The organism is Methylocystis sp. ATCC 49242 (assembly GCF_000188155.2).
Classification (GTDB): domain Bacteria; phylum Pseudomonadota; class Alphaproteobacteria; order Rhizobiales; family Beijerinckiaceae; genus Methylocystis.
The window spans coordinates 3,193,338-3,218,969 of record NZ_KE124774.1; the positions used below are offsets into that span (position 1 = coordinate 3,193,338).

Annotated in this window: 20 protein-coding genes, 1 pseudogene and 2 riboswitches; of the genes and pseudogenes, 15 read left to right on the plus strand and 6 right to left on the minus strand. The window is 64.9% G+C overall.

The window, feature by feature from the left end:
* Positions 1-84: 84 nt before the first annotated feature.
* From MET49242_RS17575 to MET49242_RS17620, 10 genes are all read left to right on the plus strand, one after another.
* Positions 85-1,050: an LOG family protein gene (locus tag MET49242_RS17575; RefSeq protein WP_051134289.1), complete on the plus strand. Its 966-nt coding sequence runs from the start codon at positions 85-87 to the stop codon at positions 1,048-1,050.
* 173 nt (positions 1,051-1,223) lie between these two features.
* Positions 1,224-1,565, plus strand: a complete 342-nt coding sequence (locus MET49242_RS17580; protein ID WP_036288601.1) for a YidB family protein — start codon at positions 1,224-1,226, stop codon at positions 1,563-1,565.
* Positions 1,566-1,849: 284 nt separating this feature from the next.
* Positions 1,850-2,836: a GDP-mannose 4,6-dehydratase gene (gene gmd, locus MET49242_RS17585; RefSeq protein ID WP_036284868.1), complete on the plus strand. Its 987-nt coding sequence runs from the start codon at positions 1,850-1,852 to the stop codon at positions 2,834-2,836.
* An 18-nt stretch (positions 2,837-2,854) separates the two neighbouring features.
* Complete coding sequence (locus MET49242_RS17590) at positions 2,855-3,838, plus strand: NAD(P)-dependent oxidoreductase (protein WP_036284871.1); 984 nt, start codon at positions 2,855-2,857, stop codon at positions 3,836-3,838.
* The gene (locus MET49242_RS17595) at positions 3,835-5,256 is read left to right on the plus strand and encodes a glycosyltransferase family 1 protein (RefSeq protein ID WP_051134540.1); all 1,422 of its coding nucleotides are present in this window, start codon (positions 3,835-3,837) and stop codon (positions 5,254-5,256) included. Before MET49242_RS17590 ends, MET49242_RS17595 begins: the two co-directional genes overlap by 4 nt.
* Before the next feature lie 187 nt (positions 5,257-5,443).
* Entirely contained in the window at positions 5,444-5,974 is a 531-nt protein-coding gene (locus tag MET49242_RS17600; protein ID WP_036284877.1) for a hypothetical protein, read from the plus strand.
* Between the two features lie 196 nt (positions 5,975-6,170).
* On the plus strand, positions 6,171-6,974 hold the full coding sequence (locus MET49242_RS17605) for an outer membrane protein (RefSeq protein ID WP_084679173.1): 804 nt from the start codon (positions 6,171-6,173) through the stop codon (positions 6,972-6,974).
* Between the two features lie 119 nt (positions 6,975-7,093).
* Complete coding sequence (locus MET49242_RS17610) at positions 7,094-8,092, plus strand: adenosine kinase (RefSeq protein ID WP_036284883.1); 999 nt, start codon at positions 7,094-7,096, stop codon at positions 8,090-8,092.
* A gap of 29 nt (positions 8,093-8,121) precedes the next feature.
* A complete protein-coding gene (locus MET49242_RS17615) occupies positions 8,122-8,565 on the plus strand; it encodes an FKBP-type peptidyl-prolyl cis-trans isomerase (protein ID WP_036284886.1) in 444 nt (147 codons plus the stop codon).
* A 58-nt stretch (positions 8,566-8,623) separates the two neighbouring features.
* Positions 8,624-8,686, plus strand: a riboswitch (Fluoride riboswitch).
* 126 nt (positions 8,687-8,812) lie between these two features.
* Positions 8,813-10,039 carry a cation:proton antiporter gene (locus MET49242_RS17620; protein ID WP_036284889.1) on the plus strand — a complete coding sequence of 409 codons (1,227 nt, stop codon included), beginning with the start codon at positions 8,813-8,815 and terminating at the stop codon, positions 10,037-10,039.
* 7 nt (positions 10,040-10,046) lie between these two features.
* Here MET49242_RS17620 and MET49242_RS17625 read toward each other — a convergent pair whose 3' ends face one another.
* From MET49242_RS17625 to MET49242_RS17635, 3 genes are read right to left on the minus strand one after another with little or no spacing between them, the layout of a single operon-like run.
* Positions 10,047-11,240: an HlyD family secretion protein gene (locus MET49242_RS17625; RefSeq protein WP_036284892.1), complete on the minus strand. Its 1,194-nt coding sequence runs from the start codon at positions 11,238-11,240 to the stop codon at positions 10,047-10,049.
* Positions 11,240-12,781 (minus strand): efflux transporter outer membrane subunit, encoded by a 1,542-nt coding sequence (locus tag MET49242_RS17630; RefSeq protein WP_036284894.1) that lies wholly within the window; start codon positions 12,779-12,781, stop codon positions 11,240-11,242. Before MET49242_RS17630 ends, MET49242_RS17625 begins: the two co-directional genes overlap by 1 nt.
* Entirely contained in the window at positions 12,781-14,367 is a 1,587-nt protein-coding gene (locus tag MET49242_RS17635; RefSeq protein WP_036284896.1) for an MFS transporter, read from the minus strand. Before MET49242_RS17635 ends, MET49242_RS17630 begins: the two co-directional genes overlap by 1 nt.
* A 90-nt stretch (positions 14,368-14,457) precedes the next feature.
* A riboswitch (Fluoride riboswitch) is annotated at positions 14,458-14,520 on the minus strand.
* 390 nt (positions 14,521-14,910) lie between these two features.
* Here MET49242_RS17635 and MET49242_RS23520 point away from each other — a divergent pair.
* The 3 genes and pseudogenes from MET49242_RS23520 (at position 14,911) to aqpZ (ending at position 18,347) form a co-directional block, all read left to right on the plus strand.
* Positions 14,911-16,752 (plus strand): outer membrane protein, encoded by a 1,842-nt coding sequence (locus tag MET49242_RS23520; protein WP_144259677.1) that lies wholly within the window; start codon positions 14,911-14,913, stop codon positions 16,750-16,752.
* A 350-nt stretch (positions 16,753-17,102) separates the two neighbouring features.
* A pseudogene (locus tag MET49242_RS26240) lies at positions 17,103-17,474 on the plus strand (HdeD family acid-resistance protein); the annotation flags it as partial.
* Positions 17,475-17,645: 171 nt separating this feature from the next.
* On the plus strand, positions 17,646-18,347 hold the full coding sequence (gene aqpZ / locus MET49242_RS26245; RefSeq protein WP_036288607.1) for an aquaporin Z: 702 nt from the start codon (positions 17,646-17,648) through the stop codon (positions 18,345-18,347).
* A 110-nt stretch (positions 18,348-18,457) separates the two neighbouring features.
* Here the strand turns inward: aqpZ and MET49242_RS17655 are convergent, their stop codons facing one another.
* The 3 genes from MET49242_RS17655 to MET49242_RS17670 all read right to left on the minus strand — a co-directional run bounded on the left by MET49242_RS17655 (position 18,458) and on the right by MET49242_RS17670 (position 22,651).
* On the minus strand, positions 18,458-18,946 hold the full coding sequence (locus MET49242_RS17655) for a chemotaxis protein CheW (protein WP_051134291.1): 489 nt from the start codon (positions 18,944-18,946) through the stop codon (positions 18,458-18,460).
* A complete protein-coding gene (locus MET49242_RS17660; RefSeq protein WP_158497317.1) occupies positions 18,946-20,562 on the minus strand; it encodes a methyl-accepting chemotaxis protein in 1,617 nt (538 codons plus the stop codon). Before MET49242_RS17660 ends, MET49242_RS17655 begins: the two co-directional genes overlap by 1 nt.
* A 514-nt stretch (positions 20,563-21,076) precedes the next feature.
* Complete coding sequence (locus MET49242_RS17670) at positions 21,077-22,651, minus strand: NAD(P)/FAD-dependent oxidoreductase (protein ID WP_036288612.1); 1,575 nt, start codon at positions 22,649-22,651, stop codon at positions 21,077-21,079.
* A gap of 130 nt (positions 22,652-22,781) precedes the next feature.
* Between MET49242_RS17670 and msrB the strand changes: the two genes are divergently transcribed.
* Positions 22,782-23,183 (plus strand): peptide-methionine (R)-S-oxide reductase MsrB, encoded by a 402-nt coding sequence (gene msrB, locus MET49242_RS17675; protein ID WP_036284901.1) that lies wholly within the window; start codon positions 22,782-22,784, stop codon positions 23,181-23,183.
* 671 nt (positions 23,184-23,854) lie between these two features.
* A complete protein-coding gene (locus MET49242_RS17680) occupies positions 23,855-25,591 on the plus strand; it encodes a formate--tetrahydrofolate ligase (RefSeq protein WP_036284902.1) in 1,737 nt (578 codons plus the stop codon).
* The last annotated feature ends 41 nt before the right edge of the window (positions 25,592-25,632 follow it).

Consider the following 25,632-nt stretch of genomic DNA (forward strand, 5'->3'; position numbering starts at 1 on the left):
CCTCTCGAATTCGCCCCGAAGGCTTTCCGGCGCGTCATATACGCCGGGGCGGAACGGAAATAAAGAAAAGGACCACATTCTTCCATGAGCGCAGAAAACGATACGTCCGCCCGGAGCCGATGCGTCCCCGAGCCGCCCGACCCCGTCGAGCGGAGAACGCCGCTGCCGGGAACCCGGCCAAAGCCGGATCACGAGGATCCCGCCGCCTCGGAGCGGGTGCGGGCGATCATTGAAAACCCCGCCTATCGCGAGGCGGATTCCGACGTCGATTTTCTCAACGCCGACAGGGCGCGCGGCCCGCGTCTCCAGCTCGACTATCTCAAGCCCCAGACGATCATGGAGCGCGAGGGGCTGACCGACGCCATCGTGGTCTTCGGCTCGACCCGGCTCAGGGAGCCGAGCGCCGCGCGCATGCGCGTCCTGGAGGCGCGCGAGGCCTGCAAGGTCGCGCCCGACGACCCCGCGGCCCGCGAGAGGCTGGCCGTCGAGGAGCGCCTTCTCGAAAAGGCGCGCTATTACGACGTCGCGCGGGAGTTCGGAGCGCTCGTCGGCGCCGCCTGCGACTGCGGCGCGGGACGTCGGATCGCCATCGTCACCGGCGGCGGCCCCGGGGCGATGGAGGCGGCCAATCGCGGGGCCTTCGACGTCGGCGCGCCCTCGGTGGGGTTGAATATCGCCCTGCCGCGCGAGCAGTTCCCCAACCCGTATGTCACGCCGGGCCTGTGCTTCCGTTTTCACTATTTCGCGATGCGAAAGCTGCATTTCCTGCTGCGGGCGCGTGCGCTCGTCGCCTTTCCCGGCGGCTATGGCACCTTCGACGAATTGTTCGAGACGCTGACGCTGGTGCAGACGCGCAAGATCGCGCCGCTTCCGGTCGTGCTCGTCGGCGAGGCCTTCTGGCGGCGCGCCTTCGACGTCGACTTCCTCGTCGACGAAGGCGTCATCGATCCGGAGGATCGCGACCTTTTCTGGTACGCGGAGACGGCGTCACAGATATGGGAAGGCGTTCTGAGCTGGTGCGAAAAGGCCGGCGAGCCCCTGATCTGTTGAGAAATTCACAAGCTATGCTTCGATCGTCACAGCGCTTTTGCCGCTCTGCGACAATATTCCCCGCCTGCGCCATTGAGAGTCTTCCGGGCGCCCCCTATCTTTTCAGCGGTGGCGCCGCGCCGCTCGAGTTTTCATGCGGAGGATTCGAAATGAGTTCGGAAGGAGAATCGAAAATGAGTTGGTTTAAAGCGATCGCCGGCGGCGTGATCGGCGCCGAGGCTCTTAGCCTCATCAAGGAATATGTCGAGAAGCAGGGCGGCCTCGACGCCGTCGTCAAGAATTTTCAGGACGGAGGCTTCAAGCGCCAGGTCGACTCCTGGGTCTCCACCGGCAAGAATGAGGCGATCAACGCCATCGAGGTCGGACAGGCCGTCGGCGTCGAAAAACTGAAGAAACTCGCGGAAGCCACTGGCGTCGATTACGACAAGGCGCGCGATCTCCTCGCCGAATATCTGCCGATCGCGATCGACAAGTCGACGCCCGAGGGCAAGCTGCCGCCGAAGGATCAGGCGTAAACCGCCGGTCATATTTTAATTCGGGTAGCGTTTGCGTAGCTATGTCCTGGCCGCCGGTCCGTGATTTCGGGCCGGCGGTCTTCGTCTTTGAGGGCGGGACATCGTCGCGGACGCCCTTGCCACCGCTGCGACGATTTTGTAAGGCCGGTGGCGCGCCGGGGCTCGGCGAGGCTTTCGGGCCCGAGCGGCCAAGGCGCGCATCGCGAAAATAAATTCGTAGCGCTTCAACCGCCCGCATTGCGCAAGACCGGCGTATGTATGCGCGCATTCGACAAGGACGATAGATGGCCAAATGCGCGCTGGTGACAGGCGTCACGGGACAGGACGGCGCTTATCTGTCGCAGTTTCTGCTCGACAAGGGCTACGAGGTTCATGGCGTGATTCGCCGCTCCTCGCATCGCGGCGTCGAGGACCATCGCCTGCGCTGGCTCGGCATTAGCGGGAAGGTGCATCTGCACGACGCCGATCTGATCGACCTTTCGAGCCTGCTGCGCACGGTTCAGGACGTCCAGCCGGACGAGATCTACAATCTCGCGGCGCAGTCCTATGTCGCTTCTTCCTGGCGCCAGCCGATCCTGACGGCGAATGTCACCGCCACGGGCGTGACCAACATGCTCGAAGCGATGCGTCTCGGCGCGCCCGGCGCGCGTTTCTACCAGGCTTCCTCCTCGGAAATGTACGGCCTCATCCAGGAGCCGATGCAGAGCGAGAAGACGCCCTTCTATCCGCGCAGCCCCTACGCCGTCGCCAAGCTCTACGGCCACTGGATAACGGTGAACTACCGCGAGAGCTTCGGCCTGCACGCTTCATCGGGCATTCTGTTCAATCACGAGAGCCCGCTGCGCGGCGTCGAATTCGTCACGCGCAAGGTCACACATGGCGTCGCGGGCATCAAGCTCGGTCTGGCGAAGGAGCTGCGTCTCGGCAATATCGACGCGAAACGCGACTGGGGCCACGCCAGGGATTACGTCCGCGCCATGTGGCTGATGCTGCAGCAGGAGACGCCGGACGACTATGTCGTGGCGACGGGCGTCACCACGACGGTGCGCGACATGTGCCGCATCGCCTTCGACCACGCCGGGCTCGACATGGACAAATATCTGATCATCGACCCCGCCTTCTACCGGCCGGCCGAGGTCGACGTCCTGCTTGGCGACTCCAGCAAGGCGCGGCGCGTGCTGGGCTGGGAGCCGCAAATCAATCTCGATCAGATGATCCGCGAAATGGTCGATGCGGATCTCGAAAGGCTGCGGCGCGAGGCGGCGGTCTAGTTTCGACAGGGCGCGGCGATGGCGGCCTTCCAGAGCATTCTCGTGACGGGCGGCTCCGGCTTCGTGGGCTCCCACATGTCCGCGGCTCTGGCTGAAGCCTATCCGCAGGCCGCCCGGGCAATGCTGATGCGTCCCGGCGAGAGCGGCGGACATCCGGCCTTCGAGACCTTCACGGCCGATCTCCTCGATGAAGCCGCTCTCGACCGGCTGGTCGAGAAAAGGCGGCCGGACCTTGTGGTCCATCTCGCCGGACAGGCCTCGATCACGGAAGCCGCCAAATCCGCCGAACAGACCTGGCGGGTGAATTTTCACGGCTCTTTCGCGCTGGGAGCGGCGGTGGCGCGCTATGCGCCGCAGGCGGTCTTTCTCTTCGCCTCCACCGCGCAGGTCTATGGCGCGAGCTTTCGCGAGGGCGTGCTGACGGAAGAAGCGCCGCTGCGGCCGCTCGACGTCTACGCCCGTTCGAAAGTCGCCGCGGAGGGCGCGCTCGCCGACGTGCTGGGGAAGGATGCTCGGCTGATCGTCGTGCGTCCGGTCAATCATTCGGGCCCCGGCCAGCGCAACCGGAGTTTCGTCCTGGCCTCCTTCGCGGCGCAGATCGCCGCGATCGAGGCCGGGCGGGCCGAACCGCGCCTCAGGGTCGGCGATCTCTCCAAGGCGCGGGACTTTCTCGACGTGCGCGACGTGATCGACGCCTATATGCGGCTGATCGCGGCCGCGGGCGATCTGCCCGACCGCGCGTCGGTCTTCAACGTCGCCTCGGGCCAGCCGCGCAGCATCGCGTCGCTGCTCGACGTGTTGCGGGCGCGGGCGCGCAAGCCTTTCGAGGTCGAGGTCGAAGAGCAGTTGCTGCGCCCGTCGGCGATCGACATTCCCAGCGTCGCCTGCGACGCCTCTAAGCTGCGCGCGGCGACCGGCTGGAGCCCGCAGCATCCGCTCGAAGAAATGGCGCAGGCGCTGCTCGACCAATGGCGTGCGGCGCAGGCGAGCGGCCGCGCATGAGCGGCGAGGATCCGTCCGCTAGGGAGGCCGAGCGCGAACGAATCCGTCTGCTCGAATTCCAGCTCGACTATCTGCGCGCGGAACTGCTGCATCTGACGCATGAGCGCTACCGGATGATCTATTCGGTCTCCGGCCATGTCTATCGCTTCCTTCGCCCGATCGAACAGCGGATCGCGGACGCCGCCGCGGCGCTATTTGCGAAATTTCGCCCAAGTCGCGCCGACGCGCCGGCTCCCGTCGAGGCGCCGCCCCCGCCGATCGCGGCCCTGCGCCTGCCGGCGCGCCGTCTCCTCATCGACGTGACGGGCACGATCAAGCGCGACGCCGGCACCGGCATTCAGCGCGTGGTGAAGGAGGTCGTGCGCGCTTGTCACGGCGGCGCGCGTTTCGAGATCCCGGCCTTCGCCGTCCGCTGCGAGAACGGCAGGCTCTACACCGCCAACGCCTTCACCGCGTCGCTCGGGGGCGGGGAGACGGGGCCCGACACGGAAGTCGACGTCGCGCCCGGCGACCGCTTTCTCATGCTCTCCGACAGCTGGAACGCCTTCGAGGAGCTTGCGCCGGTCTTCGGGCGCATCCGCGCGCAGGGCGGCGAGATCGTCACCTGCATCTTCGATCTCATCCCCGAGCTTTACCCGCACGCCTGTCACGAAGTGACCGTTCCGCGCTATCGCGCATGGTTGCGCAAGGCGCTGCTCGAGAGCGACGCCTTTCTCGCCATATCCCGCACGGTCGCCGGAGAACTCGCCGATTTTGTCGTCGAGACGGGCCTGCCGCATCGCCCCGATCTGAAGATCGGATGGTTTCATTGCGGCGCCGACATCGCTGCGCCTGCAACCGCGACGCCCCGGGAAAAGATCGCCGCCGCCGTCGCGGGAGAGACGCCCGCCTTTCTCGCGGTCGGCACCCTCGAGCCGCGCAAGGGCCATCGCGTCGCGCTCGCCGCCTTCGACGAACTCTGGGAGCAGGGGGTCGACGCGAGACTCGTTGTCGTCGGACGGCGCGGCTGGTTCGAGGAGGCGCTGGCCGCCTCCATCGCCGGCCACCCGGAATTCGGCAAGCGGCTGTTCTGGTTCGACGACGTCGACGACGGCGAATTGTCCTATCTTTACGATCGCGCCGAAGCGCTCGTCTTCCCCTCCTACGCCGAGGGCTTCGGCCTGCCGATCGTCGAGGCGGCGCTGCGCGGGCGCATGGTGATCTGCAGCGACATCCCGGTGTTTCGGGAGGTGGGGCGGGAAGGCGCGATCTATTTCCGGGTCAATGACCCGCATGCGCTCGCGCGCGCGATCCGCGGCGTTCTCGCCGGCGATCTTTCGGCCGATCCCGGCCGCGCGCTCGGCGCATCCTGGGGCGAGGCGGCGCGGCGCATTGTCGAGGTCGTGGCGCATGAGGACTGGCTGCGGCGCCTTCCGTGAGCCTTGACCTCCGCTCTGGCCGGCGGCGCGCCGCAACTTGGCGGGTTTCGCTGTTTTCGCCGCTCGGGAAAGCATGTTAGAGAGGCGTCAATCGGTCGCGCCTTCGGGGCTCTCGGGCTCCGGAGGCTGCGGCTTTTGACTGAAGACGCTCGCGCCGCCCCGGCGCGCCGATCAAGGGACCGCATTCATGGCGCTCAATATTCCGTTCATCAACGAGCAGACGCCCAAGACATTTTTCAAGATGCTCAATCTGGAGGCGTCGCAGCTGTCGCTGCCGGAATCGAAGCAGCTGATGCAGGGAATGCTGGTCGCCTATGTGGTGTTGCAGACCGGCGCGCAATTCTTCAGCCATTCGCTGCTGGTCAGCATCTTCTATGGCGTCGCCAGCGCCGCCTTTCTCTATGGCGCGACCGTCTACCTGCTGCGTTATCTCAAGCAGGAGGAAAAGTTCGTCCGCACGCTGACGGCGCTCGCCGCCATGGGCGCCGTCGCCGCGCTCGCCTACATCATCCTCCACCTCATCGTCGGCGTCGCGCTCCCGCCGCCGCTGCCGACGGATCGCCTTGCGCGCTTCCTGCTGTTCCCGATCATCGTCTGGACGGCTTTCATGTACGCGTTCCTCTTCCGCCATGTCGCGCTGCGGCCGATCCCGGCCTTCGTGACTGCGGCGCTCTACGTCCTCGTCATCGAGATCGTGCTCTCGGCGATCAAGTTCTGACGCGCCGCAGCGCAAGGGCCCTTGAACGAACCGGCGTCCGCGACAACGGGCGCCGGTCTTTTTTTGCCTGACGCGCGTACAAATATTGTCTAAAGCGTGGCCATATTAAGCGGGCATTAAGCTTAACAGTTCACTCTTCCTTCATTCCCGCGCCGGGCCCCTCGCGACCGGCCGGCGCATAGCAAGGAAGAAGTCCATGGTCCGCCCGTTCTTGCGCGCCCGCGCGACAATTTTCACCGCGATGGCCGCCGCGCTCGTCGCGTCCGCGGCGCAGGCCGCCGACATGCCGTTCCCGGTCGAGACTCCCACGCCCGTGAACGAGGGTCCGGTGGAATGGGGTTCGAACTGGTATCTGCGTGGCCAGGTCGGCGCCGCAGACCACAATATCTCGACCGTCGACGGCATGAGGCTGTCGACGAGCTGGCCGTCGAACTGGACCATCGGCCTTGGCGGCGGCTACCAGTTCACCAACTGGCTGCGCGCCGATGCGACGGTCGATTATCAGGAGCTGTGGGATCGCAACGGCCTCCAGTTCGGCCAGCCCTGCGTCGGCATGGATATCTACGGTCCCGGCGGAATCGTGGTGAATGCGCCCTATCCCGCTATCTGCACGCCCGGCGTCAAGAATCGCGCCGAATCGATCTCCTTCATGGCGAACGCCTATCTGGATCTCGGCAACTGGTGGGGGTTCACGCCTTACGTGGGCGCCGGCGTCGGCGCCAATCTCTTCATCCAGCGGCACAATGTGATGTGGTCGCCGGCCTTCTACCCTTACGTCAATTTCGCGCCCGCGACCGGCGTTTCGAGCGATTATCTGCGCTTCGCCTACGCCGGCATGGCGGGCGTGAGCTACGACATCGATTCGCACTGGAAGATCGACCTCGGCTACCGCTTCATCAATCTCGGTCAGCTGCAGGGCTTCGACATCTACAATCAGCGCATCTCGCGGGACATGACCAGCCACCAGTTGCGTCTGGGCTTCCGTTACGTGATCGACTGACGCGCGCCGCCGCTCTAGGCGCGCCCGCCACGCAATGTTAAACAACCGGCCGGCCGATCCGTACGTGATCGGCCGGTTTCGTTTTTCGCGCATGCGCCCTTGAACCGGATCGCCGCCTCATGACTTCTCTCGATGTCCTCGGCATTGGCAACGCCATCGTCGACACCATTTCCCGCGCCGACGACGACCTCCTCGTCGCCTCGGGCCTCAACAAGGGCTCCATGGCGCTCGTGGACGAGGCGCGCGCTGCTGCGCTCTATGAAAAGATGGGTCCGACGACGGTCATTTCCGGCGGTTCCGCCGCCAACACCATGGCGGGGCTCGCGAGTCTGGGCGCCAGGGCCGGGTTCGTCGGGAAGGTGAAGAACGACGACGCCGGCCGCGAGTTCACGCACGACATCCGCAAGGCGGGCGTCGCCTTCGACACGCCGCCGGCGGCCGACGGCGCCGCAACCGCGCGCTGCCTCATCTTCGTCACGCCCGACGGCCAGCGCACGATGAACACTTTCCTCGGCGCCTGTCAGGCGCTGGCGCCGGAGGACATCGACGAGGCGCGCGTCGCCGATGCGAAAGTTCTCTATATGGAAGGCTATCTGTGGGATCCGCCGGGCGCCAAGGAGGCCTTCCTGAAGGCCGCGAAGGTTTCGCGCGCAAAGGGCCGCAAGGTGGCGCTGACCCTTTCCGACAGCTTCTGCGTCGATCGCTATCGCGGCGAGTTCCTTTCGCTCATCCGCGACCGCGTCGTCGACATCGTCTTCGCCAATGAGAGCGAATTGCACGCGCTCTACGAGACCGCCGATTTCGAAACGGCGATCGCCGCGCTGCGCGCGGAGAAGGATCTGCTCGGCGTCGTGACGCGTTCGGAAAAGGGCTGCATCGTCGCCGACAGCGCGAATCTGCTGTCCGCCCCGGCTTTCCCGGTCGAGGAAGTCGTCGACACGACGGGCGCCGGCGATCTTTTCGCCGCCGGCTTCCTCGCCGGCTACACGCGGGGCCTGCCGCATGAGCGCAGCGCCGCGCTCGGCGCCCTTGCGGCGGCGGAAATCATCTCTCATGTTGGCGCGCGCCCGCAGAAGGATCTTCTGCAGCTCGCGCGCGACAATGGCGTTCTGGCTTGAGCGATCAGACCAATAATCGGAGGAAAAGGATGCGTTCTTTCACGAAGACACTGGCGGTCGCGCTCGTCGTCGCCTCGGCCGGACTGGCGCTTGCGCCGACCATGGTCCGCGCCGAACCCGAAACGACGCTCACCGCGAGCGGCCTGAAGATCATCGACAACAAGGTTGGAACCGGCGCCGCCGCAAAGTCCGGCCAGACCGTTTCGGTGCATTACACGGGCTGGCTCTACAATAACGGAGCCAAGGGCAAGAAGTTCGACAGCTCGCGCGATCGCGGCGAGCCTTTCGAGTTTCCGCTCGGCGGCGGGCAGGTCATCGCGGGCTGGGACGAGGGCGTCGCCGGCATGAAGGTGGGCGGCAAGCGCACGCTCATCATTCCGCCGGAGCTCGGCTATGGCGCGCGCGGCGCAGGCGGCGTGATTCCGCCGGGCGCGACGCTGATGTTCGACGTCGAACTCGTCGGCGTGAAGTAAGAGCCTTCGTCAACCGGCTCCCCGAGCCGGTTGACAATGTTCGCTGCGGCTTGATTTAATGCAAGCAGGCGATGGGGTTCGCCTTGTAACCGCCCTCGGGGCTGATGACTCCTGCATATGTCTGCACGGCGGGAGTCTGCATGAAAACGATAAACTTTGCCCTTTTGAAATCGACGCTCGCGCCACGCTCTTCTGTCGGACGGGTGAGTAGGACAGAGCTGGCCGCCCTCTCGCGGAGGGCTGCGCAATGACCCCGATCTGGGCGCAGGCCGCTCTGGTTTTCGGGCTCGCATTGATCGCGAGCCTCTTCGCGCATCGCTTCCGTCTCTCGACCGCGCTCGTTGAAATCATCATCGGCCTTCTCGCGCGGACCGTGCTGGGGCTGACGCTGGGCGCGGAGGTCTTCGCCGTCAACGAGCCATGGGTGAAGACGCTCGCCGGCATTGGCGCGATCTTCCTCACCTTCCTCGCCGGTGCCGAACTCGATCCCGACGTCTTCAAGATGAAATGGAAGGAGGCCGCGGCCATCGGCGGCGCGAGCTTCCTCGTTCCCTCGGTCGCGTGCTGGGCCGCCGCGCATTATCTTCTCGGCTGGGAGTCGTCGCCCGCGATCCTCGCCGGCATTGCGCTCGCCGCCACTTCGGTCGCCGTCGTCTACACGGTGATGATGGAATATGGCTTCAACCGCACCGATTACGGCAAGACGATCCTCGCCGCCTGTTTCATCACCGATCTCGGCACGGTGGTGACGCTCGGCCTCGTCTTCGCGCCTTTCACATGGAAGACGCTCCTCTTCGTCGCCGCGCTCGGCGCCGCCTTTGTCGGCCTTCCGAAGATCACGCCCGTCGCGTTCGAAAAATTCGGCGGGCGCCCGTCGGAGTTCGAGGCGAAATTCCTGCTGTTCGCGCTCATGTTGCTCGGCGCGCTCGCGACATGGGCGGGGAGCGAGGCCGTGCTGCCGGCCTATCTCGTCGGCATGGCGCTCGCGGGCGGCGTCGGGCGCGACAGCGCGCTGGTTCGCAGACTGCGCACCATCACCATCGGCCTGCTGACGCCCTTCTATTTCATCCGCGCCGGCTATTTCGTCTCGCTGCCCGCGGTCGTCATGGCGCCTGTCGGCGTCATCGTCTTTCTGCTGGTGGAGATGGCGAGCAAGGTCGTCAGCGTCTATCCCGTCGCGCGCGCTTTCATGTCGCCGCACAAGGATGCGATGTATACGACGCTGCTGATGGCGTCGGGCCTGACCTTCGGCACGATCTCCGCGCTCTTCGGTCTTTCCAACAAGATCATCGACGAATCGCAATATTCGACGCTCGTCGCCGCGATCATCGCGACGGCCGTCGTCCCGACGCTGATCGCCAACAGATTCTATCTGCCGCGCCATCACCTGCCCAAGGATGAAATCGAGCAGGCGCTCGCCGCGCATGACGCAGAGGCGCAGGAGGCCATCGACGCGTCCGAAGTGCGTTCGTAGATTTACGTCAATTGCCGGCGGCGCATTCGGATGTTTCGATCGCGACGGGAAGATTTTCCTTCACGATCGACGCCGCCGTCGCTTTGCCCTGCGCCAGATCGTTGCTGTAGACGTCGGTGGCGTATTCGGGCGAGGCGGTTTTCGTTTTCGAGGCGTTGGGCTGCGTCTCGATGTTCGTCACGTCGATCGTGATGTTGGTCGAAAGGCCCGGCCGCAGCGGATGTTTTTCAATTTCATCCGGGCGCAGCGCGATGCGCACGGGCACGCGCTGCACGATGCGGATGAAATTGCCCGTGGCGTTGTCGGGCGGCAGGAGCGCGAAGACGCTGCCGGAGCCCGGCACGATGCCGTCCACCGTCCCATGGAAGCGCGGGCTGTCGCCATAGAGATCGACCCTGATGTTCACCGGCTGCCCCGGCCGCACCCGCTCGAGACGGTTCTCCCAGAGATTGGCCTCGATCCACAGATGATCGAGCGGCACGATGGTCATCAGCTGGTCGCCGGGCTTCACGCGCTGGCCGACCTGCGCCTTGCGCTTGGCGATGAAGCCCGAGGCCGGCGCCCGCACCTGCTGGCGCACATATTCGATATGCGCGTCGAGATATTTCGCGCGGGCCGCTTCGACATCCGGGTGGGTCGCGGGCGTGACGCCGTTCACGCGCGCTTCGATTGCGTGAAGCTCCGCGCGCGACTCGCGCAGATCGGCTTCGAGCGCGGCGAGCTGGTCGCGCGTGTTCTGCACCTGCTGCTGGGAGACGGAGCCGGTCGTCGCCGCCTGCTGGTAGCGCGCAAGGTCATGGCGGGCGCGGTCGCGCAGCGCGGCGCGCGAGGCGATCTTCTCGCAGACCTGCCGCCGCGTGGCGAAGAGCGCGCCCACATTGCGCGTCGTGCGCGCGAGATCGCCCGCGGCCTGAAGCAGCGAGGCTTCCGCGCGCTGCCTGTCGAGCAGCATGAGAACGTCGCCTTTCTTCACGCTCTGCGTTTCCTCGACCCGCACGTCGGAGACGATGCCGGTGGCGTCGGCATAGACCGGAATGAGATTGCCGGTCACGAAGGCGTTGTCGGTGGATACGAAAAAACGATCCTTCACGAGCCATTTCCCGCCGAAGAAGAGTCCGGCGAGAGCAACGACGACTCCGACGCCCGCAAGCAGCAAGTTGCGGCGCGCGCGAATGGATTTACGGGCGAAGGGCGTTTGCATCAGCCCCCGCCGAGGGATTGGATGACGTCGACGACAGGCGTGATATTGTCTTTCTCCGGGTTGATCGGCGCCTGCATGGGGCCTTCCGTATAGCCGCCGCCGAGCGCCTGAAAAAGATCCACCGTGGCGGCCTGATTGTCGCCCTCGAGCGCCGCCTGCGCATAGCTCTGGTCGAGCACGCCGAGCGCCAGCAGCACGATCTCGCGGCGATCCCTGATTCCGTTGCGCCAGCGCGAACGCGCCATGTCGAGCTCCGTGCGCCGCGCGGCGACGAGCCGGTTCTGCGCGTCGAGCGCCGTGCGCGTCTGCTTCACATTGGCGAGCGCGTCGGCGACCTGCTGCGCCGCCGCGAGCAATGTTTCATTGTAGGAGTCGACCGCCTCGTCATATTCCGCGCGCCGTCCTTCGAGCCTCCCCGAGAGTCGCCCGCCCTGAAAGATCGGAAGGTGAAAACCCGGCGTGACGGCGTAGCTGAACGCCGAGGAGCGAAAGAGGAATTTCCCGAGTTCGCTGATCTGCGTGCTGTTACGCGAAGCCTCGAGCCCCGCGAAGCCGACGAGGTCGATCGAGGGGAGAATTTCCGCCTTGGCGGCGTGAATGCGTTCGGCCGCGGCCTCGGCGCGATGCATGGCGGCGGAAAGATCGGGGCGATGGGCGAGCATCTCCACGGGAAGTTTCGCCGGCGGCGCGAGACGGACAGAGGCGACGAGATGTTTGCCGGCGAAGAGGTCGCGCGCGGCGTCGGGCCCTTCGCCCATCAACCGCGCGAGAAGATCCTGTTGAAAGGCGAGCAGGGCGCTCGCGCCGGCTTCGCGCTTGATCGCCGCCTCGACTTCGGCCGTGGCCTGCGCAATCGCGTCCTGCGTGTCGACGCCGGTGCGGAAGCGGTTCTGCGCAATGGCGACCAGCTCGCGGCGAAGCTTCGTCATCGCCTGCGCGATGGCGAGCTGGCGCGCCGCCGCGCGGCCGCGGAAGTAGGCGCGCGCGACGCCCGCCGACAACAGCAGACGCGTCTGCGCATATTCGGCCTCCTGCGCGGCGGTTTCGCCGAGCGCCGCGTCGAGCGCCGCGCGGTTCTTCCCCCAGAAGTCGAATTCGTAGCGGAAAGACAGCGGATTGATGAAAGCCATCGTCCGCTCGGTTCCCGCGAGCGCGCGATTATAGGAGGCGACGACGCCATGCGTGGGGATGCGGGTCTGCCGCATGCCCATGTCGAAATCGAGCAGCGGCAAAAGGCGCGCGCCCTCGACCTCGGAGACGGCTTCGGTCTGCCGCAGCCGGTCGGCGGCTTTGTGCAGGCCGGGACTGTCGGCGAGAGCCTTGTCGACGACGCGGTCGAGTTCCGCGTTGCGGAAGCGGCGCCACCAGTTTTCTTCCGGCCAGCCGGCGCGAGACGAGGCGCCGGCCTGCGCGAGCGTGCGCTCCATGGCGGGGGGATCGGCGAATTCGGCGCGCTCGGGCGCCGTGGCCTGACAGGCGGCGAGAGGCGCAAGCGAAAGCGCGATCAGCGCGCGTCGACGAAGACCCCGCCCCCGAAGCATCACGGCTGCTCCATGAGTTCTTCGGCCTCGAGGCGAATCAGATCGGGCTTCGGCTCGGGTTTCGCGGCCGGCCGCGCGAGCCATACGAAGCCGGCCAGACAGACGAATATGAATCCGCCCTGCAGGAAGGCGTCGCCGAGACCGAGAAGCTGCGACTGCTGTCTTATCATTCGTCCCATCAGGCTGCGCGTCACGGCTTCGCTGAGGCCCATCGCCTGTAATTTTTCGTTGAGCTGCCCGAGGAGATCGAGCGAGGCGAATCGCCGCCCGCCGAAGAAATCCGCGAGGTCGAGCTGATGGAAGGGCGAGCGCCTGAACTGCACGACATATTGCAGCGAAATGCCATAGGCGCCGGCCGCGGTGCGCAGCATCGCCATCTCCTCGGCGGCGCGAATCAGTCGCTGGCCGGAAAGCCCCTGCATGCCGATCGCCGCCGGCGGCGCAAAGAATGTCGCGAGCGAAAAGCCGAAGAAGACCATCGGCGCGGCAATCTGATCGAACGACGCCGGTTTGTCGAACATGCCGAGCCAGGTCAGCGTCACCCCGAAGCCGATGAAGTTGAGGCTGGCCAATAGCCGCAGATCCACATTGCGCACGAGTTCGTGCACGATCGCGACCAGCGGCACGGCGAGGAAGGCCATCAACAGATAGACGACGCCCGCGAGCGACGACGTGTAGCCGAGCAGCAATTGCAACTGCCCGACGAAGACGGACAGCGAGCCCTGCACCACCAGAAAGCCCATCACCGAACAGATCGTCGCGACCGCATAATTGCGGTGGGCAAAGAGCCGCAGATCCAGCACCGGATGGCGTTCGCCGAGCTCCCAGACGACGAAGGTCGGCAGGGCGATGAGAACCGCGACGAAGATCGTCATCAGCAAGGGCGAGGCGAGCCAGTCGAAGTCATTGCCCATGTTGAGAATCGTTTGCGCCCCCACCAACACGATGGTCAGCAGCAGGAAGCCGACCCAATCGAAACGCGTGATGCGGCGCTCGTAGCTGCGCCCGTAAAGCAGCGCCCCCACGACGCCGGCGATCGGCAGGCCGAGCGCGATGTTGGAAATGAACAGCGTGCGCCAGTCGAAATATTCGGCCCAGAAGCCGCCCATGAAGACGCCGAGCGTGAAGGGCGCCATGCTCAGCACGCCCCACAGCGCGACGCCGAAAGTGCGATAGCGTTCGGGATATTCGCCGAGAGCCAGCGCCTGCCCGAGCGGGAGAATGACTCCGCCGGCGAGGCCGAGCAAAAAGCGGAACGGCACGAATAGCCATATCGTCTCGCTCATTGCGCAGAGCAGGGAGAAAAAGGCGTAGGCGAGGAAGGCCGCCACATAGACGCGATGGTTGCCGTAGCGCCCGGAGAGCCAGCGCGCGAAGGGCAGGCCCATCACGATTCCCATCATGTGGTCTGTCGTTCCCCAGGTGCCGAAGCTCGGCGTGACGCCGCCGAGATCGCCCGACACATAGGGCACCATGATGGTGTAACCGGGCACGTTGGAGAGCGCGATGACATTCGCCGCGCCGAGGGCGACATTGAGGAGCAGAAAGCGCCAGCCGGTCAGTTTTTCGTCCGCCGCCGCCGTCATGCGCGCGTTCCGGGTCTCTGTGCGCAACGCGTTGTTCTGGTTTGCAGATTTTGCGCAGTTTGCGTTTTCACGCGGACTCCTACCGTGCGGATGCAAGTAGGAGTCATCAGCCCCGGGGGCGGTTACAAGGTGAACTCCATCACCTCTATAATCTTAAACGAAAGGCGCCCGGGCTTGTCAACCTGCGTAAAGCGCCGGTCCAGCTGGCGGGGAAAAGCGCCAGAGCAGCGGCGCCACTTGTGTGCTCCTCGACTACGAACCCTCGTTCGCGCCGGTTCTTGAACGCGAAATCTCGGTAGGGCCGTCGTTTTCATATCCGGCTCGAAAAGCATTGCGCCGTCCGGCCGCGCGCCGCGGGCAAGCGATGGAGGTTTGACGACATTTGTCGCCGCGAGCTCCTGTCGCTGCGGTTTTCCATGCAGCAAGCCCCGCGGAGAGGGCGCCGCCCCGCGCGGAGCTTCGGATTTCGCCTGTGGCCAATTTGCCACGCGCCTTCGCAAAAATTCCGCAGCCGCCAGGAAACGCGATCGACGACGCTGAATTTTGAGTAAACTCAAGGTTGAGTATGGCAATCATTTCGTGCGCCGCTTGCGCGGCGTCCCCCGCCCCGACGCTGCATTACCGGGATGTTTCGTGATGTTCTTCGGAAAATCCGTTACGCGCCGCTTCGCCGCCTGCGCCCTGACATTCGCCGGTTTCTGCGCCCCGGCTTCGGGAGCGGACCTGCCGTCGTTCAAAGGGGCACCGGTCGCGCCGCCGCCGGTCTTCACCTGGACGGGTCTGTACGTCGGCTTCAACTTCGGCCACACATGGACGGCGAGCGATCCGGTTTCGATCGGCTCCGTCAATCCGTTCGATCTGTCGGGGGCGGGATTCGGGCCAGCGTCGGCCCTCGGCGCCACGGGCGCGGTCGATGCGCGCCTCGGCGGTTATTTTTTCGGCGGGCAGGCGGGTTACAACTGGCAGTTCTCCGAAAAGCTGATCGCGGGTTTCGAGGCCGACATTCAGGGGGCCGGCGTGCGCGGCGGCGGCCATCTCGCCAGCATCCTGCCGGCGCCGGCCGGCTTCGCGGTCTCGGGAGTCAAGCTCAGTCGCGGTCTCGAATATTTCGGCACGGTGCGTGGACGCTTCGGCTACGCCGTCACGCCGACCTTCATGGCCTATGTGACGGGCGGCCTGGCCTATGGCGGCGTCACCGCTGATTCGGCGATCCGGCAGAGCCTCACGCCGTCGCTCCTGCTCGCCGAGCCGGGGAAGCTCGATTATTTCGACAATCGCGTCGGCTGGACGGTCGGCGCGGGCGGCGAAGTGGCGCTCTCCCGAAATATCAGCGCGAAGCTCGAATATCTCTATTACGATCTCGGCGGCGTCACGCTCTCGACCCCGTCCTATTTTCCCCTCACCTTCAGCGATGTCCAGACGAAGGCGCTGACCCTCGCCGACGCGTCGCGCTATACGACGCGATATAATGGCCACACCCTGCGCGCTGGCCTCAACTATCGCTTCGACTGGAGCATTCCTGAAACCCCCGGCTCGTCCGCGACGCCGCTCTTCGCGAGCCCGCAATTCGCCATGGCCGAGAAGCCGGCCCCGGCCGACTGGAGCCTGAGAGTCATTCCCTATCTCTGGGCGCTCAACACCAATGGCTCGTTGAAATTGCGCGATGAATCGCTCGCCGCCAATACGACGATCATCGACGCCATCGCCAAAAGCAGCTCTTTCCCGCTCCCCTTCATGGGACGCGTCGAATTGAGCAACGGACCCTGGTCGGCCTATGGCGATTTCGTCTGGACGCAAATGCGCTTCTCGGGTTCGACGCTGACCCTGCGCTCGCCTGTCGCGGACATCGCGCTCGCCCTGAATTCCGGCGGGCATTTGCGGCAGACATTCGCCGTCGGGGAAGCTGGCGTCGGATATGAACTCGCGCGTTTCAGCTTGATGAGCGCGCCGCAGTCCGTCACCTCTTTCGACGCTTACGCCGGCGCGCGTTATGTCTATCTGGGCCTCGATCTCACGCTCGACGCCCTCGGCGCCGTGAATTCGTCGGCGCTCGGGGCGCAGGCGCTCATCGCGCGCAATATCGAGAGCAAAGCGCGGATGGAATGGGTCGATCCCCTCGTCGGTCTGCGCATGCGCCACAGTTTCGCGCCGGGCGACGCTTTCGAGCTGCGGGGCGATGTCGGCGGTTTTGGCGCGGGAAGCAATTTCAGCTGGCAGGCCTATGGCGGCTACACCCATGATTTTGAATTCGAGGGGGTGAAGCTGGCCGGCCTTATCGGCTATCGCGCGCTGAGCCTCGATTATTCGAAATGGGTCAAGGGAAGGGAAAACGGGGTCAACGCCATTTTCCACGGGCCTGTCGTCGGCGTCGGCGCGCGCTTTTGATGGACGATCGACGCCCGGCGCCCTCGTCTCGGAGCGGTTTCGACGCGGCGCATTCATGACAGAAACACTCGGACAGGCAACTGGACGCCGCCGACCGGCGACTTAGGTTACGTCGGGGCGCGTGCGTCTTTCCTGTGGAAAGGACGCCGCTCCCGCGCAGTAGCAAGACTGAGCGCAACCTCTGGTTGCAAATGATTGCGCGGCGCTGTTATTTTGTTGCGGCGCAGCGGGACCTTTGTACGCGCCGGGATTTTTTCAAGGAGGATGCGGATATGTCGAATTTCTCGCCAACGGATGTTATCGCGCCGAGGGGGGGCGAAACCGCGCCGCTGCGTGAAAAATGGGGCTGGATGGTCGCCTTCGGCGCCGTGCTGGCGCTCGCGGGCTTCATCGCCCTGGGCAGCGTCGTGACGGCGACTTTCGCCAGCGTCTTCGTTGTCGGAATCGCGATGATCGCCAGCGGCGTCGTGGAGATGATCTACGCGGTCGTCGTGCGCTCCTGGAAGAAATTCTTCCTTTGGTCGCTCATCGGACTTCTCTATGTGGTCGCCGGCGTCGGCGTCGTCGAGAACCCGCTGTTGGCCGCAAAGTTCCTGACGCTTTTGATCGGCTCGGGCCTGATCGCCTCCGGGCTGGTGCGCACCTTCCTCGCTTTTCAACTGCCGAAGGAGGCCCCCTGGGTTTTCGTCGCGCTGTCGGGCGTCGTCACGCTGTTGCTCGGGCTGCTGATCATCATGCAGTGGCCGGTCTCCAGCCTCTGGGTGCTCGGCGCGTTTCTGGGCGTGGATCTGATTTTCGCGGGATCGAGCTGGATTGGAATGGGACTTTCTCTCAAGCGCGGCGAACCGGCCGGCCGCTTGGGCGTCATTGGAGATGAAACCGGGAGCATCGTTATGCAAAGTGGATTTGGTCGCAAGCTTTTCGCCGAGTTTCTCGGCACGTTTTGGCTCGTCTTCGGCGGTTGCGGCAGCGCGCTGATCTCCGCCGGCTTCCCGCAGCTCGGCATCGGCTTCACGGGCGTCTCTCTCGCATTCGGCCTGACCGTGCTGACCGGCGCCTACGCCTTCGGGCATGTGTCCGGCGGGCACTTCAATCCGGCGGTTTCGCTCGGTCTCGCCGCCGCGGGCCGCTTCTCCTGGAAGGAGCTCGGGCCATACTGGATCGTGCAGCTTCTCGGCGCGACCTTCGCCGCCTTCGTGCTACTGAAGATCATGCAGGGAAACATCGACTTCTCGCTCGCCAACGGCTTCGCTGCGAATGGTTATGATGAACATTCGCCCGCCGGTTTCACGATGCAGTCGGCCCTCATCATCGAGACCGTGCTGACGGCCTTCTTCCTTCTCGTCATCCTCGGCGTGACCGAAGGACGCGCTCCCGTCGGTTTCGCGCCCCTGGCGATCGGTCTGGCGCTGACGCTGATCCACCTCGTCGACATCCCGGTCACGAACGCTTCGGTCAACCCGGCGCGCTCCACGAGTCAGGCGCTGTTCGTCGGGGGCTGGGCCATGGAGCAGCTATGGCTGTTCTGGGTGGCTCCGCTGCTGGGCGGGCTGATCGGCGGCGTCGTCCATCGCTTCACGCTTGCGGAAAACTGAGCGGGACGCGGCTTCGCTTTCCGCAGCATGATTGCGGCGCGGTTCGGCTGATAGACCGGACCGCGCCGTTTCCTTTTGAAATCATGGCGCGCCAGAGACGGCGCAAAGGGTCATGCGAGGGCCTCGGCGATCGCATCCGGCAGATTGGCCGGGATGAGTTTCTCGACCGAGAGAACGCTGATGAGATCGTCATCACGCGGGATCAGCCCGCGCAGAACTTTTCCCGAAGACGTCGAGGCCGTCTCCGGCGCCGCCTGAATTGCGTCGGGCGCGATTTCGAGAATCTCGGAAACCGAATCGACGAGATAGCCGACATCCTGGCCCGGCGACTCGATCACGATTACCGCATGCCGGGACGTGGGTTCGATCTGCGTGAAGCCCAGACATGCGGCGAGATCGATGACCGGCAGCACGGCGCCGCGCAGATTGACGACGCCGCGGACGTGTTCCGGCGCGAGCGCCAGCGGCGTCGCCGGCGTCCAGCCGCGAATTTCCCTGACCGACATGATGTCGACGCAGAAGCGTTGCGCGCCCAGCATGAAGGCCACGAATTTGACCGCGTCGCCGCTCATGACGGCCTTGTCTGTCTGTTTCTGCATCAGAATTCCTCCCAGTTCTCTTCATCGGCGAGGGGCGCGGTCTTGCGGACGGCGCCGGCGTTCGAGACATGTTTGAGCGCCGGCGCGCCGCGACTCCTTTGGACGGAGATCGGGGCGGCGCCGCTCCTTCGATCCGGATTCCGCACGCCGACGCCAAATCCGGCGACGAGTTCGACCATCGCTTGCGTCTGCCGCCGCAGGCCCTGCGTCGCCGCGGTCGTCTCCTCGACCATCGCGGCGTTCTGTTGTGTGTTCTGGTCCATGCTGGAAATGGCGACGTTGATCTCCCGTACTGTCGTCGCCTGCTCTCTCGCATTGCCTGAAATGTCCCTGACGAGACCGTCGACCTCCCTGATCTGATCGACCATTCTGGAGAGCGCCCCGCCGGTCCGATCGACGAGTTCGACGCCTCTGGCGACTTGGGAGGAGGAGGCCGAGATGAGCGACTTGATCTCCTTCGCGGCCTCGGCGGAACGCTGGGCGAGCGATCGCACTTCCGAGGCGACCACCGCGAAACCCCGTCCCGCCTCTCCCGCCCGCGCGGCCTCGATGCCGGCGTTGAGCGCGAGAAGATTTGTCTGGAAGGCGATTTCGTCGATGACGCCGATGATCTGGCCGATGTCAGCTGATGATCTGTCGATCAGGCCCATGGCTTCGACGGCCTCTGCGACGATTGCGCTGCTCGACTGGGCGTCGTCCTTCATGGCGCTGACGATGCTGCTCGCGCTGGCGGCCCCGTCGGCCGCGCGCTGCGCCGTGCTCGTGACCTGCTCCATGGCGGCCGATGTTTCTTCCAGCGCCGCCGCCTGTTGCTCCGTGCGCCTGGAAAGATCATCGGCGGCGGCGGCGATCTCGTCGGTCATCGCGCCGATTTCCCCTGCGTTGCCGGTGATTTCGGAGACCGCGCCCTCGAGCAGTTCGAGCGCCCTGTTGAAATCGTTCTGCACGCCGGCGTAGGCCTCGGGCATATCGTCGTCCACGCGACACGTCAGGTCTTTCGACGCAAGCTTGCCGAGCGCGGCGCCGATGGAGTTCGTCACGAGCGCGCGTTCGCTCGCCTTCGCTTCCGCTTCGCCCTTCAGACGCGCCTCCTCGGCGGCGTCGAGATAGACGGAAATCGCAATATCCATGTCGAGCAGGACGGCCTTGACGAGAGAGGCGAGCGCGGCCCCGATCTCCGCGCCCGTTTCCCTGCTCCCGCGCTGGAAGAGACTTCCCTTCGGCCAGACGTCGGCGACAATGGACGCAATGAGATGTTCCAGGATCAGCGCATAGCCGCCGATATACCAGCGCGGCTCCAGCCCGATGCGGGCGTGCGCCATGCCGATCGCGCGCACATTGCTGGCGAAGCGGTCGTCGAAATTGCCGGAGCTGATCGATTCCCAGTGACCGATCTGCGCTTTCCGGGCGCCGGTGAGATGCGCGTCGTCCCGGAACAGGCGGCGCATCTGCGGCGTCGCCCGCACGGTCGCGTAGAATTTGTCGAGCGCAACGGGAAGCTCGCGTTGGACGACAGGCTGGAGGCGACGAATGGACTCGGATGCGGATTGGTTTAGCCCGATGAAAGACATGCGTTCTGCAAGGTCGACGTTCATTTGAACGGGAGGAGAATTCATTGCCGTCATTTTCCTGGTCTGTGAGATCGGAAAGCGTCGCTCCAGTTTGGCTTCATCAGGAGGATCAAAGGCCTTCAACCGGGAAGCCGGTCGCGTCGCTCCACGGGAGGAGACGCTGCGTCAATCGGAGGGAGCGCGCGTCGCGCCCGCGACCTTCAAAGGCGTCGCGAGGGCGTCCCGTCTCAATTTCTTTCTTGATTGGTCACTTCATTCCGGTCGCGCCGGCGCGATCTGGCGGCTTCATGCCTCCGGGCGGCGGCTGAAAATCACGCCCCCGGCAAATCGATGTCCCGCTTTAACGGTCAGGATCTTTTATAACCGCTTCTGATTAACGTAGTCTTTTACACACTTCGTTGAAAAAGGCGCGCAGCCGCGTTTTCAGCCTGCCCGCGAGCTTTCGTTCTGCCTCGGAAAGTGGACGCAATGAAATGACGCGTAATGGCGCCATGAATTTAAATGCTGGCTGGGCGTCGGGCCGCGTTTAAACCGCAGCCCCGCTTCGATTATTGTGAGTTCATCCTTCGGCGCCGGCGGAAAGTCGCCTCTCGGCCATTCGCGCGGCCTCCGCGCCGGAGAGCATCGCGCCATTGAAGCCATGTTCGCCGCCGAAGGCGGAGGCGAGATAGAGCCCCTGAATGGGCGTCGCCGGCGTGCGCGGAAAGCCCGACAGAATCGGCTCCTCGGCCGGCAGGGCGGCGAAACCGTAGACCGCGCCCTCGGGCGTGTTGAGATAGCTCGACATGGAGAAAGCGTTGAGCAGCATGCGCGACGTCACGAGTTTGGAGAATCCCGGATAGTCGCGCTCCAGCGACGCCTGGATCGCGTCGAGCCAGCGCTCGCGGCGTTCGAGCGCCGTTTCCTTCGACACGCCTTTCCAATTGTCGAGCCGATCGAGCCCCAGCACGCTGAGCAGGATCGGCGGCTCGTCCCAGAGGCCGGAATCCACGGCCGTGAAATTCGCGATCGTGTGCAGCGGCAATTCGCCTTTCGGCACGTCCGCCATCGCGGAGGCGCCGTCGCCATATTGATCGAAGCGCTGCATGCCGTCCGGCATCACGATGGTCGAAAAATCCTTCAGACCGACGGTCGAGGGTTTCGCGCTGAGGCCGAAATTGGCGGAAAACAGCGAGGTCGAAAGACGGCGGGCCCCGAAGGCTTCCTCCATCTTTGCGCGCGCGGGAGCGTCCATCATTGCGGCCGCGACGGAGGGCGCGCAATTGGCCATGACGACACGCGCTTCGACGCGTTCCTCATTGTCGCCGGCGCGTCGCGCGACGTGCCGGATCGCGACGGCGTTTCCATCCGCATCGGTCTCGATCTTCGTGACGAGGCGGCCCATGCGCACGACCCCGCCGCTCTTTGTGATGACCTTCGCCAGCTTGAGGCTCAGTTGCCGCGAGCCTCCCTTGATATAGGCTCCGCCGGAGGCGATGTAGCCGCCCTGCGCGAGCGCGTAAAATATCCACCACAGATTGCGCGGATCGTCGCCATAATAGGCGAGATTGGCGCCGAGCGCGCATTTCAATCCTTCCGCGCCGGCGAAGTCGCGCGTGAAAATCTCGTCGAGCGAATTCTGCCAGCCCGCGGCGGCGGGCGCGACCTCCCAGAGCCCTCGCGTGAATTTGGCGAGCGAACCTTCCGCGCGCGCCTGTTTCAGCGTCCACATGGCGTCGTGGATCTGCTCCACCTCGCCGAGGAAGCGCTTGATGGCGGCGCGCTTGTCGGGGAAACGCGCGGCGAGCGCCTCATACGCGGCCTCGAATCCGCAGGGAAGCTCGAAGGCTTCGCCGATCGGGCCGCCGCGAACCTTGTAGAGCGGTCCGGTGGGTTGCCATTCGATCTCGTTCAGAATTCCGAGCTGGCTCAATATGTCGTGTTTCACGTCGCGCGGATTGCGCGCGTCGGACGTCTGGTGCAAAGAGGCTTCGATCGAAAGATCGCCGACCTTGTAGACCGAGGCGGCGCCGCCGAGGCTGAAGTTTCGCTCCAGCAGACAGACGCTGTATCCGGCGTGCGCCAGCAGCGCCCCCGCGGTGAGGCCGCCAAGTCCGGAGCCGATCACCACGGCGTCGAATTTCTTGTCTGTCATTGGAGCGTCGTCGCCTCTTTCTTCGTCTCGCCGCATATAGACATGCGGGCGCTCTCTGGCCAAAGCCGGAATCCGCTCCAACATAGCATGGCGCGACGCTTGGTCGCGGTCCCCCTTCGAGGAAGCGTCAATGAGCGATGAAAGCTTTCCGGTCACGCGCAGCGACGAGGAATGGCGCGCGCGCCTCACGCGCGAGCAATATGAGGTGATGCGCGGCCACGGCACCGAAAGGCCGGGAAGTTGCGCCCTCAATCACGAGAAGCGGTGCGGCGTATTTCAATGCGCGGGCTGCGATCAGCCCCTGTTTCGCTCGGGGGAGAAATTCGACAGCGGCACGGGCTGGCCGAGCTTCTTCGATCCTCTCCCCGACGCGCTCGGCTCGACGGTCGACCGCAGCTACGGCATGATTCGCACGGAAGTGCACTGCAGCCGCTGCGGCTCGCATCTCGGCCATGTCTTCCCTGACGGTCCGCCGCCGACAGGGCTGCGCTACTGCATCAATGGCGTCGCGCTGAATTTCATTCCCGAATGAAATGAGTCGTCGATACGGCTTTGCGATAGGCCGATAGAGTCAACCCTGCGACAGCGCCTGCGACAAAATATTTTTGTGCGTATCTCGGAAACGGGTCTCGCCCGCCCTTAACCTCCATGGCCGGATAGGCATGGGCGGGCCTTCAATTCGACCGTGGGACGGAAAGCTTCGCAAGACAGCCCATCACATCGGACTTGGCCGTGCCGGGAAAAGCATAAAGTTTCCAAACTTTTTTACCCTTTGGACATCGGTAATTCAAAGCCAGTCTTTTCGGGCGGGTCATGGGTAGGCATGGCGCCCGGCTTGTCGAATATGCGACATCGCCCGGCGCGTCGTCGCGAGAATGGGCGCCGTTGCAAAATTCATGACGAATCCCGCACGCCGCCGCATGGCGGCCCGCTTGACGCGCAATTTTGATTCCCGTCATACGAAACTCGCGGAACTGGAATTTGACGCGAGACGGGCGCGCGGGCGGCGGCACCTGCGGCAAGCGGCGCTCTTGATGCGTAAACGGTAACTAACTACGGTCGCGGAAAAAGGCTGGAGCCTGACGTGAAATCAGGCGATCGGCCCGGCCGCGGGGGGTGGCGCGGCGCGCCGCTGTTCGCTCCAGACGACCGAATAAATTTCCAGGGCCTGTGCAACGCAGGCCCGAGAGGGAGTGGAGCTATATGTCGTCAACAACGTCAGCCGCCGCGCCGGGCGCGAGCGGAAAAGACAACCAGCATCTCGCGCCCAAGTCGGACATCGAGATCTCCCAGGCCGCCAGAATGCGGCCCATCGTCGATGTCGCGCGCGACAAGCTCGGCATCCCCGCCGAACATGTGCAGCCCTACGGCCATTACAAGGGCAAGATTTCGCTCGATTACATCGCCTCGCTCGAAGGCAAGCCCGACGGCAAGCTGATCCTCGTCACCGCGATCACGCCGACCCCCGCGGGCGAGGGCAAGACGACCACCACGGTCGGCCTCACCGACGGCCTCAACCACATCGGCAAGAAGGCGCTCTGCTGCCTGCGCGAGCCGTCTCTCGGCCCGTGCTTCGGCGTCAAGGGCGGCGCGGCCGGCGGCGGCTACGCCCAGGTCGTGCCGATGGAGGACATCAACCTCCACTTCACCGGCGACTTCCACGCCATCGGCGCGGCGAACAATCTGCTCGCGGCGCTGATCGACAATCACATCTACTGGGGCAATCAGCCGGCGATCGACTCGCGCCGCGTCAGCTGGCGCCGCGTCGTCGACATGAACGACCGCGCGCTGCGCTCGGTCGTTTCGTCGCTCGGCGGCGTCGCCAACGGCTTCGCCCGCGAGGACGGCTTCGACATCACCGTCGCGTCGGAAGTGATGGCGATCTTCTGTCTGGCGTCGAACTTCGCCGATCTCCAGCAGCGCCTCGGCAACATCGTCGTCGCCCAGACGCGAGACAAGAAGAACGTGCGCGCGAGCGAGGTGCATGCGGCGGGCTCCATGGCCGCGCTGCTCAAGGACGCCATCGCGCCCAACCTCGTGCAGACGCTCGAGAACAACCCGGCGATCATCCATGGCGGCCCCTTCGCCAACATCGCCCATGGCTGCAACTCGGTCATCGCCACCAAGGCCGGCCTCAAGCTCGCCGACTATGTCGTGACGGAAGCCGGCTTCGGCGCCGATCTCGGCGCGGAGAAGTTCTTCGACATCAAGTGCCGCAAGGCCGGTCTCAAGCCCGACATCACCGTCATCGTCGCGACCATCCGCGCGCTCAAGATGCACGGCGGCGTCGCCAAGGAAGACCTGAAGGCCGAGAACGTCGAAGCCGTCGAGAAGGGATTTGCGAATCTCAAGCGCCACATCGGCAACGTGCGCAAGTTCGGCGTGCCGGTGCTCGTCACGGTCAACAAGTTCTCGTCCGACACGCCGGCCGAGATGGCGGCGCTCGACAGGCTCTGCAAGAACGAGGCGGTCGAGTGCGTCGTGGCGGACAATTGGGGCTCCGGCGGCGCGGGCGCGGCGGATCTCGCGACGGCGGTCGTCAAGACGATCGAGACGCAGCCGTCGAACTTCAAGCCGCTTTATCCCGACGAGACGCCGCTCGCCGAAAAGGTGCGCACCATCGCCAAGGAGCTCTACGGCGCCGCCGACATCTCCTACGACGCGAGCATCAAGGCGCGATTTGCGGAGTTGGAGAAAGAAGGCTTCGGCAATTTCCCCGTCTGCATCGCCAAGACGCAATACAGCTTCTCGACCGACGCCAATGCAAAGGGAGCGCCCTCCGGATTCACCATCCCGATCCGCGAGCTGCGTCTTTCGGCCGGCGCCGAGTTCATCGTCGTGGTCTGCGGCGACATCATGACCATGCCCGGCCTGCCGAAGGTCCCGGCCGCCAACAATATCGCGGTGGACGCGAACGGCCGTATCGCCGGCCTGTTCTAGTCGCCCGCGCGATAGCCAAGAAATCCGCGGCGCCGCTCGTC

What these genes read in the sequence shown, in the direction of transcription:
- MET49242_RS17575 (WP_051134289.1), top strand. Translation starts at nt 85, where the DNA reads ATGAGCGCAGAAAACGATACGTCCGCCCGGAGCCGATGCGTCCCCGAG.
- MET49242_RS17580 (WP_036288601.1), top strand. Translation starts at nt 1,224, where the DNA reads ATGAGTTGGTTTAAAGCGATCGCCGGCGGCGTGATCGGCGCCGAGGCT.
- gmd (WP_036284868.1), top strand. Translation starts at nt 1,850, where the DNA reads ATGGCCAAATGCGCGCTGGTGACAGGCGTCACGGGACAGGACGGCGCT.
- MET49242_RS17590 (WP_036284871.1), top strand. Translation starts at nt 2,855, where the DNA reads ATGGCGGCCTTCCAGAGCATTCTCGTGACGGGCGGCTCCGGCTTCGTG.
- MET49242_RS17595 (WP_051134540.1), top strand. Translation starts at nt 3,835, where the DNA reads ATGAGCGGCGAGGATCCGTCCGCTAGGGAGGCCGAGCGCGAACGAATC.
- MET49242_RS17600 (WP_036284877.1), top strand. Translation starts at nt 5,444, where the DNA reads ATGGCGCTCAATATTCCGTTCATCAACGAGCAGACGCCCAAGACATTT.
- MET49242_RS17605 (WP_084679173.1), top strand. Translation starts at nt 6,171, where the DNA reads ATGGTCCGCCCGTTCTTGCGCGCCCGCGCGACAATTTTCACCGCGATG.
- MET49242_RS17610 (WP_036284883.1), top strand. Translation starts at nt 7,094, where the DNA reads ATGACTTCTCTCGATGTCCTCGGCATTGGCAACGCCATCGTCGACACC.
- MET49242_RS17615 (WP_036284886.1), top strand. Translation starts at nt 8,122, where the DNA reads ATGCGTTCTTTCACGAAGACACTGGCGGTCGCGCTCGTCGTCGCCTCG.
- MET49242_RS17620 (WP_036284889.1), top strand. Translation starts at nt 8,813, where the DNA reads ATGACCCCGATCTGGGCGCAGGCCGCTCTGGTTTTCGGGCTCGCATTG.
- MET49242_RS17625 (WP_036284892.1), bottom strand. Translation starts at nt 11,240, where the DNA reads ATGCAAACGCCCTTCGCCCGTAAATCCATTCGCGCGCGCCGCAACTTG.
- MET49242_RS17630 (WP_036284894.1), bottom strand. Translation starts at nt 12,781, where the DNA reads ATGCTTCGGGGGCGGGGTCTTCGTCGACGCGCGCTGATCGCGCTTTCG.
- MET49242_RS17635 (WP_036284896.1), bottom strand. Translation starts at nt 14,367, where the DNA reads ATGACGGCGGCGGCGGACGAAAAACTGACCGGCTGGCGCTTTCTGCTC.
- aqpZ (WP_036288607.1), top strand. Translation starts at nt 17,646, where the DNA reads ATGCAAAGTGGATTTGGTCGCAAGCTTTTCGCCGAGTTTCTCGGCACG.
- MET49242_RS17655 (WP_051134291.1), bottom strand. Translation starts at nt 18,946, where the DNA reads ATGCAGAAACAGACAGACAAGGCCGTCATGAGCGGCGACGCGGTCAAA.
- MET49242_RS17660 (WP_158497317.1), bottom strand. Translation starts at nt 20,562, where the DNA reads ATGAATTCTCCTCCCGTTCAAATGAACGTCGACCTTGCAGAACGCATG.
- MET49242_RS17670 (WP_036288612.1), bottom strand. Translation starts at nt 22,651, where the DNA reads ATGACAGACAAGAAATTCGACGCCGTGGTGATCGGCTCCGGACTTGGC.
- msrB (WP_036284901.1), top strand. Translation starts at nt 22,782, where the DNA reads ATGAGCGATGAAAGCTTTCCGGTCACGCGCAGCGACGAGGAATGGCGC.
- MET49242_RS17680 (WP_036284902.1), top strand. Translation starts at nt 23,855, where the DNA reads ATGTCGTCAACAACGTCAGCCGCCGCGCCGGGCGCGAGCGGAAAAGAC.